Annotated in this window: 10 protein-coding genes; 5 read left to right on the top strand and 5 right to left on the bottom strand. The window is 71.6% G+C overall.

Annotation, left to right across the window (positions count from 1 at the left end; all coding sequences use genetic code 11):
* Positions 1-4 precede the first annotated feature (4 nt).
* Genes ACFVTF_RS37415 through ACFVTF_RS37425 form a run of 3 tightly spaced genes read right to left on the bottom strand, consistent with a single transcriptional unit; the run spans position 5 to position 2,077 of the window.
* Entirely contained in the window at positions 5-256 is a 252-nt protein-coding gene (locus ACFVTF_RS37415) for a phosphopantetheine-binding protein (RefSeq protein WP_350884062.1), read from the bottom strand.
* A 3-nt stretch (positions 257-259) separates the two neighbouring features.
* Entirely contained in the window at positions 260-1,105 is an 846-nt protein-coding gene (locus tag ACFVTF_RS37420; protein WP_387818636.1) for an ACP S-malonyltransferase, read from the bottom strand.
* Positions 1,106-1,114: 9 nt separating this feature from the next.
* Positions 1,115-2,077, bottom strand: a complete 963-nt coding sequence (locus ACFVTF_RS37425; RefSeq protein WP_387818638.1) for a LysR family transcriptional regulator — start codon at positions 2,075-2,077, stop codon at positions 1,115-1,117.
* A 764-nt stretch (positions 2,078-2,841) separates the two neighbouring features.
* Here ACFVTF_RS37425 and ACFVTF_RS37430 point away from each other — a divergent pair.
* Entirely contained in the window at positions 2,842-3,417 is a 576-nt protein-coding gene (locus ACFVTF_RS37430; protein WP_387818640.1) for a MarR family winged helix-turn-helix transcriptional regulator, read from the top strand.
* Positions 3,418-3,589: 172 nt separating this feature from the next.
* On the opposite strand, the gene ACFVTF_RS37435 is transcribed toward ACFVTF_RS37430, so the two are convergent.
* Entirely contained in the window at positions 3,590-3,763 is a 174-nt protein-coding gene (locus ACFVTF_RS37435; RefSeq protein WP_387818642.1) for a hypothetical protein, read from the bottom strand.
* 392 nt (positions 3,764-4,155) lie between these two features.
* Here ACFVTF_RS37435 and ACFVTF_RS37440 point away from each other — a divergent pair, with 392 nt between their 5' ends.
* From ACFVTF_RS37440 to ACFVTF_RS37455, 4 genes are read left to right on the top strand one after another with little or no spacing between them, the layout of a single operon-like run.
* Positions 4,156-6,051 (top strand): asparagine synthase-related protein, encoded by a 1,896-nt coding sequence (locus tag ACFVTF_RS37440; RefSeq protein ID WP_387818644.1) that lies wholly within the window; start codon positions 4,156-4,158, stop codon positions 6,049-6,051.
* Positions 6,048-6,482 (top strand): lasso peptide biosynthesis B2 protein, encoded by a 435-nt coding sequence (locus tag ACFVTF_RS37445; RefSeq protein WP_371515516.1) that lies wholly within the window; start codon positions 6,048-6,050, stop codon positions 6,480-6,482. The genes ACFVTF_RS37440 and ACFVTF_RS37445 overlap by 4 nt, the downstream gene beginning before the upstream one ends.
* Positions 6,483-6,520: 38 nt before the next feature.
* Complete coding sequence (locus ACFVTF_RS37450) at positions 6,521-6,781, top strand: lasso peptide biosynthesis PqqD family chaperone (protein WP_387818646.1); 261 nt, start codon at positions 6,521-6,523, stop codon at positions 6,779-6,781.
* A gap of 39 nt (positions 6,782-6,820) precedes the next feature.
* Entirely contained in the window at positions 6,821-8,638 is a 1,818-nt protein-coding gene (locus tag ACFVTF_RS37455) for an ABC transporter ATP-binding protein (protein ID WP_387818648.1), read from the top strand.
* Here ACFVTF_RS37455 and ACFVTF_RS37460 read toward each other — a convergent pair.
* Positions 8,580-9,131, bottom strand: a 552-nt coding sequence (locus tag ACFVTF_RS37460) for an amidohydrolase family protein (RefSeq protein ID WP_387818650.1), incomplete at its 5' end; no start/stop codon positions are given. The two genes, ACFVTF_RS37455 and ACFVTF_RS37460, sit on opposite strands and share 59 nt — an antisense overlap.

Consider the following 9,131-nt stretch of genomic DNA (forward strand, 5'->3'; position numbering starts at 1 on the left):
CCTTCTACTTCGCGGAGATCTTCTTGGTGACGAATTCGTCGATCGCGGTGAGCGAGACGAAGACGTTCACGAGGATGTCCTCCGGGGAGATCTCGACGGAGAACTCGGACTCCAGGAACTTCATCATCCTGACGTAGCCGAACGAGTCGATGACCCCCGCCTTGAACAGGTCGGTGTCCGGGGTGATCACGTCGTCGAACTCGAAGAGGAAACGGTCTTCCAGGTACAAGCGGATCGTGTCCGTCGTGGTTGCCATGCGTCAGACTCCAGCCCTGATTTTGAACACCATGTGAGTGAGGGCCAGGCCCCCGATTTCGGTGAATTCCAGCCCGGCGTCGCCGTCGAGCAACCCGCGGACGCTGTCGGTCCAGCGCACCGGGGCGACCAGCTGCTCCGTGAGCATGTGCGTCACCTGTCCCGGCTCGTACGGCCGGCCCGTGACGTTGGCGATGACGGGGGTGTCGGGATCGGCGAACTCGAACTCCGTCAGGAACTCGGCGAACCGCACCCTGGCCGGCTCCATGTACCGGGAGTGGAAGGGCGCGCTCACCCTGAGCCGTACGAAGCGGATCTCCCGCTTCTCCAGGCAGGCGTGCGCCGCGTCCAGGACCGGCCGGGTGCCCGCGATGACCACCTGCGAGCCGGTGTTGAGGCCCGCGATGTCGACGCCGTCGACGCCGTCCTCCGCGAGGATCTCCAGCAGTTGCGCGGGCGGTGTGTTCATGACGGCGGTCATGCCGCCCCCGGAGGCCGCCGCCATCAGCTCGCCGCGTTTGGCGACCAGCCGCAGCCCCGTCTCGAAGGTGAAGGACCCGGCCGCGAGCAGCGCGTTGTACTCGCCCAGGCTGTGCCCGAGGTAGACGTCCGCCGCCCGGTCCCCGTGGTGGACCCGCTCGAAGGTCCGCAGCGCGTTGACGACGAACAGCGCCGGCTGGGTGTACTCCGTGCGGCCCAGCAGGCCGTCCGGATCCTCCGTGCACAAGGAGACCAGGTCGTACCCCAGCACGTCCGAGGCGTACTGGACCAGCCCCGGGTAGCGTTCGAAGACCTCTGCCCCCATTCCCTTTTCCTGACTTCCCTGACCAGCGAAGATGACTGCCAGCACGACGCTCCCTCAACCCATGACTACCTGCTGACCTGCACTGACCTGCGCCCGACCGGCCCCGACCTGCCCCCGGCCGGCCCCGACCGCGACCGCGGATCTGAGCACGTCCAGGAACGCCCTGCCGCGGCTGCTCATGGCCAGCTCGGGCATCACGGCCGCGCCCAGGGCCACGGGCGGCAGGTCTCCGACCAGCTCGACCTCGCGGACCCTGCCCCCGTCCAACGTCGCCGCGGTTCGGGCGGGTTGATACATCAGGGCGAACCCGGCGCCGGCGGCCACCAGGCCGCGCAGCGTCTCGATGCTCGCCGTCGTCACCACCCGCGGCATGCGGACGCCCGCGCGGGAGAACATCCGCTCGGCGTGGCGGAGCACGCTCGGGACGTTCAGGGCGACCAGCGGTCGACCGGCCAGCTCGTCCAGAGTGAGCGGGCCGACCAGTCCTGACGGATCGTCATCTGCCAGCAGGGCGTGCACCGGCAGATCGACCAGCGGGTGGAACCTGGCGTCGCCCGCCAGGAAGTCGTACGTCACGGCCAGTTCGCACCGACCGTCCCGGAGGAGTTCCAGCAACCGGTCGGCGGACGCCTCGTGGAGGTTCAGCTCCAGCGCCCCGTGCCGCTCCCCGGCCAGCCGGTGGACCAGCGGCAGCAGGAACGGGGCGATCGGGAAGAAGAACCCGACGTCGAGCCGGCCGGCGGTGTCGCCCGCCAGGGCGTCGCCCTGCGCCTTGAGGCTCCTGGCCTGCCCGAGCAGCGCGCGCGCCTCCCGCAGCAGGTGGCGACCGCTCGGCGTGAGGGATACCCCGCGGGCGTGGTGACGGAGCAACAGCTGAACACCGAGCTGACGTTCCAGCCGCATGATCGCCGACGAGACCGTCGACTGCGAGGCGCACAGCTTCTCCGCCGCCTCCGAGATGTTGCCGATCTCGGCGGAGACGACGAAGTAGCGCAATTGAGTGAGACTGAATCCCAAGCGATCGTTCATAGCGCGCGGAATCCTTTTTCCGGAATCTGGCCATGCGGATTTTCGGGGTCGACGGTGCGACCGCCGGAGACATTCTGAATTCGATGACGAACCACGGGCGGTCAGCCCGCGGCGGATCCGTGAACAGCGCACCGGGGCACGGCGACCGGCCTCGGCGCACAGGGAGACGACGACCCGTGGCGACCGCGGCGGGCCGCCCGCGCGGAGCCGGTCACGCCGGCGCGTTCCGCTTCGGGCCGTTCGAAGTGTTCGAGCAGTACGGCGAGTTCATACCCGCCGCAGCGTCAACTCGACTTTCTCGGCGCGCTGCTGGGCGATGCGGGCCCGGCAAGCTGCCGGTCCGATCTGCTTGACACCGACGCGCGCAAATGGCTGGACACCGAGCTATTCCGGTCCAGTACTATCTGCCGGAGGTAGCCCAATCCCGGAATCGTTCCAGGGAACGGGATGACGGGGACATGTGCGATGACCATGGTGACACTTTCCTCAGCTCCGGTCACAGACGAGAAGCTATCGGGCGGGATGTCGCGGTCCAGGCTCATATGACATGAGCAGATCAACTACACAGAGAGCACAAAACCGGACAAGTCTCCGATGAGCGTGCCCAGGTCGCCCAGCTCGAAGCGGGCCACGTGTCATACGGTAACTGAAAGGTTACCGGTTAACAAGTTGGAGCATGTGCACGAATGGATGAAACGCAGGCGGTATGGCAGCTGTGGGTACAGAGCCGTCCTGACCTCGACCTTTCGTCGATGGAGATCATCGGCGGCCTCCGACACGCCCACGCGATGCTGGAGTTCCTCCTTGAACCGGTGTTCGAAGCGGCGGCCGTCAGCTCATCGGAGTTCGACGTGCTCTACCACCTCCGCCACTCGACCGAGCCGACGATCGCGCGCCGCCTCGCCGCCTCGATGGGGCGGTCGCCGGCCGCGCTGAGCAAGGCGCTGGCCAAGCTGGAACGGCGCGCCCTCGTCGTCCGGACGGTCAATCCCGCGGACCGGCGCGCGGCACTGGTCTTCATCACCGACGCGGGCGCGGCCGCCGTCGACGACGTCATGCCCAGGCGCCTGGCCATCGAGCAACAGGTCCTCGGGGCACTCAGCGACGGACAGAGCACACAGGTCCGGATCGCCCTGCAGCGTCTCGCCGAAGCCATCGAGGCCCAGGCCCTGCGCAGCCCGCCCGCCGGCCCGGAGAGCACCGCCACCCCGGCCTGGAGTCCGCCGCGTCCGCCGTCACGCGAGTCCCCGTCCCGCCCCCCACGGGCGCCCCGGCGACAGCTCGCCAACGCCAAGCATCCCCGGAGCGGCTACCCGAGGGAGCTGTGAGCGGCGCGGCGGCGCCGACTCGACCCGGCCGACAACACTTGAACTTCGGGCCCGGCGGTGATCGCGGCTCCCGACGCCGAAGCGGCGCCCGGCGGCGCCCGGCTCATGCGGAACAGCCCGCCAGCAGAGCTGGCGGGCTGTCGGAGAGGATCGCTGTCGCGCAGGGCCGAGGCTAGCGCGGCTTCTTGAAGCCCAGCGTCGTCGCGTCCTTCAGGGTGTAGATGGTGCCGTCCGTGTCCTTGGTGAAGGAGCCGACCTTGGCGGCCGCCGGCGGCGTGTAGCGCTTGGGCAGCTGCTGGTTCCTGATCATGGTGCTCTCCAATGCATCGAGGTCGAAGCCTGGCATGGCGTCACACCATTGAGCCGGTTCCCGTCCGGGGCGTCCACTGGGATAAACCGACTCCGGTGATTACGCGCCGACTTGGTATCCACACGGATGCATCGCGGGCGAAATGTTGTTCGGCGGGGTCGGGTGGACATCGGTCACAATCGGGGGAAGTCCGATCAGGAGTGGTCGAACTCGGGTGAGACGCCCCCGAACTCTCCATATCATCACGGTGGATGTGACCTGATCATACCGCCACCGACATGGCGTGATCCGAAGGAACCCGGCGCCGACCGGTTGTGCGGTCCTCCCCCGTCCTCCACGGTTCTGGGGTGAAGCACGGCGCCGGGAGCGGTGCGTGGTGCGGCGTGGTCGAAACACCGGCGGTGCGGATGCCGCCGTGATTCCTGGGGGTGGAGCAGGTGCAGTCGCTCAACGACCACCTTGTGGTCTTTCCGGATTCCCCGGGCGGTGCCCGGGCCCACCGTCAGATCGGCAGCGAAGCACCCCAGCTGGTGGCCCACGCCTCCGGGCGGCCCTGGCTGGCCGGCTCGTGGGCACCCGAGGACCTGGTGGTGTCGGCGGCGGGCCCGGTACGCGTGGCGGTGTTCGGCCCCAGCCCGGTCACGCCGGACCGGCTCGGGTCGCTGGTCTCCTCCGTGCGCGCCCTGCCCGACCTGGACGCGCTGGTCCGCGCCCTGCCCGGCAACACCCATGTGGTGGCCTCGGTCGACGGACAGGTGCGGTTCCAGGGCACCGTCACCGGGACCCGCTGCGTCTTCACCGCCCGCCTCGGCGACGTCCCGATCGCCGCAGACCGGGCCGACGTGCTGGCCGCCGCGACCGGTGCGGAGCCGGACGAGGACCTGCTCGCCACGAGCGTCACCTACGGGATGCTCTTCGCCCCGCTGAGCGAGCGCAGTTGGTGGCGCGGCGTGCACCAGGTGGCCGCGGACTCCTGCCTCGTGCTGCCCGCCGACGGCGCCGCCCGATCGGTGCGCTGGTGGCAACCGCCGGAGCCGCACCTCCCCCTGTCCCAGGGAGCAGCGGGGGTGCGCGAGCGGCTGCGGGAGGCGGTGGCCCAGCGGCAACCGCAGCAGGGCAGGCTCTCGGCCGACCTGTCGGGCGGGATGGATTCCACCTCGCTCTGCTTCCTCGCCGCCGAGCGCAGCCCCGACCTGCTGACCTTCTGCTGGACCGGCGGCAGCGCGATCAACGACGACCCGCTGTACGCCGGCCGGGCCGCACGCCTGCTGACCCGCGCCGAACACCTGACCGTGCCGGACACCGACGCCCCACCGGTGTTCTCCCCGCCGTACTGGGCGGTCGACACGGAGGCCCCGCGGGCCGCCACCCGGGGGATGAACGCGATCCGGTTCGGGATCCGGCACCTGGTCGAGCACGGCGCCACCCGGCACCTGGCCGGGCACGGCGCGGACGAGTTGTTCACCGGGGGCGCCGCCTACCTGCACACGCTCTTCCGCCGCCACCCGGTGACCGCCTGGCGGCAGTTGCGCGCCCACCGGGCGCTGCACTGCTGGCCGCTGCTGCCCAGCCTGGCCGGACTCCTGCACGGCGGCGACCTCGGCACCTGGTGGCGGCAGTGCGCCGACGACCTCGCCCGCACCGCACCCCTGCCCCGGACTCCCTCCCTCGGCTGGGGCGAGCGGATCCCGGCGACGCCCTGGGCGACCCGGGACGCGGTCCGGACCACCCGGGCGGTCTTCCGCGCCGTGGCGGACCAGGTCGCGCCGCTGGCGCCGGACCGCGGACAGCACGAGGCCCTGACCGCCCTGCGCAGCGCGGGCCCCGTGCTCCGGCTGCTCTGCCGCGAGTACACCGCCGAGGGGCTCCCCCTCGAACTGCCCTACCTGGACGACCGGGTGGTCGAGGCGGTGCTGGAGATCCTCCCCCACGAGCGCTACGACCCCTGGCGCTACAAGCCGGTGCTGGCCGCCGCCATGGACGGCCTGGTGCCCGAGGTGATCCTGAACCGGACCACCAAGGGCGACTGCGAGGAGCCCGTCGACCGCGCCCTGCGAGAGCACGTACCCGACCTGCTGGACCTGTTCGCGGACTCGCTGCTGGCCCGCCGCGGCCTGATCGACGTCGACCGGATGCGGACCACCCTGATCACCCCGCCGCGCACCGGGGACGTCTGGTCCGCCCAACTGGAGGCGACGATCGGCGCCGAACTGTGGCTGCGCGAGATCGCGGCCCGCCCCACCGTCCCGGCGGCCCTCGCCGGACCCGCCCCCGGCCGCGTCGGCCGGCCGCGCCGCACACCCGAGTCCGAGGAGACGCCGTGACCAGCCCGCCCTGCGCGCTCCAGCCCCGCACCCGGCTGCCCCTGCACCGGCGCCTGCTGCCCCTGACGGCCGTGGCCGTGGCCCGGCCGCTGGCCAAACTGCCGCCCCGGCACCTGCGCGCCGTCCTCGGGGCGTTGAGCACCGGAGCCCGTGCGGGCACCGCGGCCCAGGCGTCCGCGGCCCGCACCGCGGTCGTCGCGGTCAGCCTGCGCTGCGCCGTCCACAACTGCCTGCAACGCTCCATCGCCACCGCCGTGCTGTGCCGGTTCAAGGGCGTGTGGCCCACCTGGCAGGCCGGTGTGCGGACGACGCCGTTCGCCGCGCACGCCTGGGTCGAGGCCGAGGGCCGGGTGATCGACGAACCGTACCCCGACGGCTACTTCCGGCCCCTGGTCACCGTCGCCCCCAAGCAGCCCGCGCGTACGGCCTGAACACCGACCCGACACCACGACCCCGCCCGGAGGGCCCCATGACGCTCCGCCTGACCGCCCACACGGTGTCCACCGACACGGACGACGGCGCCGTGCTGCTGAACCAGCGCACCGGGCACTACTGGCAGCTCAACCAGACCGGCGCCTACGCGCTGCAACGCCTCCTGGACGGCTCCACCCCGGACCACGTGGCCGAGGAGTTCGCGGCCCACTTCGGCATCGCACCGGCCCAGGCCCAGCAGGACATCACGGCGATGACCGGACAACTCCGGTCGTCCGGGCTGGTCGAGGCCGGCTGACCCCCGGGCGGACGGGGACGAGACGGAGCCGCACACCCGATGCTTCGACAGCTGTGGACCCTGACCCGGGGGCAGCGGCGCCCCCTGGGCGTCGCCCTGCTCCTCACCCTGATCGCAGCCACCGTGGGCGTCGCGCAGCCCCTGGCCGCCAAGGGAGTGGTCGACGCGCTCACCGCGCACCGGCCCCTCCTGCGCCCCGTCACCGTCCTCGTCCTGCTGCTGCTGGCCCAGGCGTCGATCGGTGCCGTCGCCGTCTTCCTGCTGGAGCGCACGGGCGAGCGGTTCGTCCTGGGCATGCGCACCCGGCTGAGCTCGCACCTGCTGCGGGTCCGACTGCACGCCTTCGACCGCCTGCGCGTCGGCGACCTCATGGCACGCGCCTCGACGGACGTGGTCGTCCTGCGCGAGGCGCTGACACACGTCTGCGTCCAGATCGCCACCAACCTGTGCGTCGCGCTGGGGAGCGTCGTCGCCATGTCCGTGCTCGATCCGGTCCTGATGCTGCTCGTCCTCGGCGTGCTCCTCGGGTGCGGCATCGTGATCGACCGGCTGTCGGCGGAGGTCGGCCGCTCGTCGACGGAGTTGCAGACCGCCGTCGGCGCGATCTCGGCCGGACTGGAACGAGCCCTCTCGGCGCTACGGACCGTCCGGGCCAACCGCGCCGAACAACGGGAGATCGACCACCTCGACACGCTGGCCCACCGCGCCTACGACGCCGCGCTGCGCGGCGCCCGGCTCACCGCCGTGATCGCCCCCACCGCCCAACTGGCCATCAACGCCGCCTTCGTGCTGGTCCTGCTGGTCGGTGCGGCCCGCATCGACCAGGGGGCCCTCTCGCTCGGCGCCCTCGTGGCGATGCTGCTGTACGCCACCCAGCTCACCGGGCCCGTCACCGAACTGATGGCGGGCATCGCCTCGGTGAACAGGGCCAAGGGCTCCGACGAACGCATCCGGGAGGTCTACGCGCTCCCCATCGAGGACGACACCGGCGCGACGGCGGCCGTCCGCAGCGCCTCCCGACCGCAACCGGACCAGGGCCCGCCGTCGGCGCCCTCGCTGGAGATCCGCGACCTGCGGTTCGGCTACAGCCCCGACGCACCGGTCCTCCGGGGGCTGTCGCTCACCGTTCCCGCGCACGCGCTGGTGGCCCTGGTCGGCCCGTCCGGGGCCGGAAAGTCGACCGCCTTCGCCCTGATCAACCGCTTCTACGAGCCGTGGAGCGGCAGCATCCGCATCGACGGGCGGCCCGCCACGGACCTCGGCCTCGGGGAATGGCGCTCACACCTCGGCTGGGTCGAACAGGACTGCCCGATCCTGCACGGCACCCTGCGGGACAACCTCTGCTACGCCGCCCCGGACGCCACCGACGACCGGCTCTGGGAGGTCCTCGACCTCGTCAACCTCACCGGGAAGGTGCACGGCCTGACGGCGGGCCTCGACACCGAGGTCGGGGAACGCGGGGTGCGCCTGTCCAGCGGCGAACGCCAGCGGATCGCCATCGCCCGCGCGGTGCTGGCCCGCCCCCGCCTGCTGCTGATGGACGAACCGACCGCCCACCTCGACCCCGCCAACGAAGCCGCCCTGACGGTCAACCTGAACAGCCTCCGCAAGGAGTGCGCCCTGCTCGTGATCGCCCACCGGATGTCCACCATCGAAGCGGCGGACACCGTCGTGATGCTCTCCGACGGCACGGCCGCCGCCACCGGCACGTACGCCGAGCTCCTCCGCACCGACCCGGGATTCCAGCAGCTCTGCGGACACCGGCCGACTGCGGACCGCGGCTCCGCCACCCCGCCGGTCAGCCGGCCCGGGGCGACAAGCGCTCGCCGCCGAGGACCCAGCGGCCGCGGCGCATGACGGCGACCAGGTCGTAGCCCTCGGAGTCGAGCACGACCAGGTCGGCCTGCTTGCCCGTCTCCAGCGAGCCGATCGAGTCGGCCAGGCCCAGCAGGCGGGCCGGGGTGGTGGACAGCGACTCGACGGCCTGGTCCAGCGTCAGGCCGTCGACGGTGAGCGAGCGCTTGAACGCGACGTCCAGGGTGAGGGTGGAGCCCGCGATGGAGCTGCCGTCCGGGAGCATCGCGACGCCGTCCTTGACCTCGACCTGGAGCGGGCCGAGCGGGTAGAGGCCGTCGCCCATGCCGGCCGCGCCCATCGCGTCGGTGATCAGGGCGACCCGGGACGCCCCGGCGGTGCCGTAGGCGAGGTCGAGCACGGACGGGTGCAGGTGCACGCCGTCGTTGATCAGCTCGACCGTGACCCGCTCGTCCTCCAGCAGCGCCACGATCGGGCCCGGGGCGCGGTGGGCGATGCCGGGCATCGCGTTGAAGAGGTGGGTGGCGACGCTCGC

The sequence above is a fragment of the Kitasatospora sp. NPDC057940 genome (genome assembly GCF_042887425.1).
Classification (GTDB): domain Bacteria; phylum Actinomycetota; class Actinomycetes; order Streptomycetales; family Streptomycetaceae; genus Kitasatospora.

Excerpts from the sequence above, each read along its gene's own strand:
- ACFVTF_RS37455 (WP_387818648.1), top strand. The coding sequence starts at position 6,821 with ATGCTTCGACAGCTGTGGACCCTGACCCGGGGGCAGCGGCGCCCCCTG.
- ACFVTF_RS37415 (WP_350884062.1), bottom strand. The coding sequence starts at position 256 with ATGGCAACCACGACGGACACGATCCGCTTGTACCTGGAAGACCGTTTC.
- ACFVTF_RS37430 (WP_387818640.1), top strand. The coding sequence starts at position 2,842 with ATGGAGATCATCGGCGGCCTCCGACACGCCCACGCGATGCTGGAGTTC.
- ACFVTF_RS37450 (WP_387818646.1), top strand. The coding sequence starts at position 6,521 with ATGACGCTCCGCCTGACCGCCCACACGGTGTCCACCGACACGGACGAC.
- ACFVTF_RS37435 (WP_387818642.1), bottom strand. The coding sequence starts at position 3,763 with ATGCCAGGCTTCGACCTCGATGCATTGGAGAGCACCATGATCAGGAAC.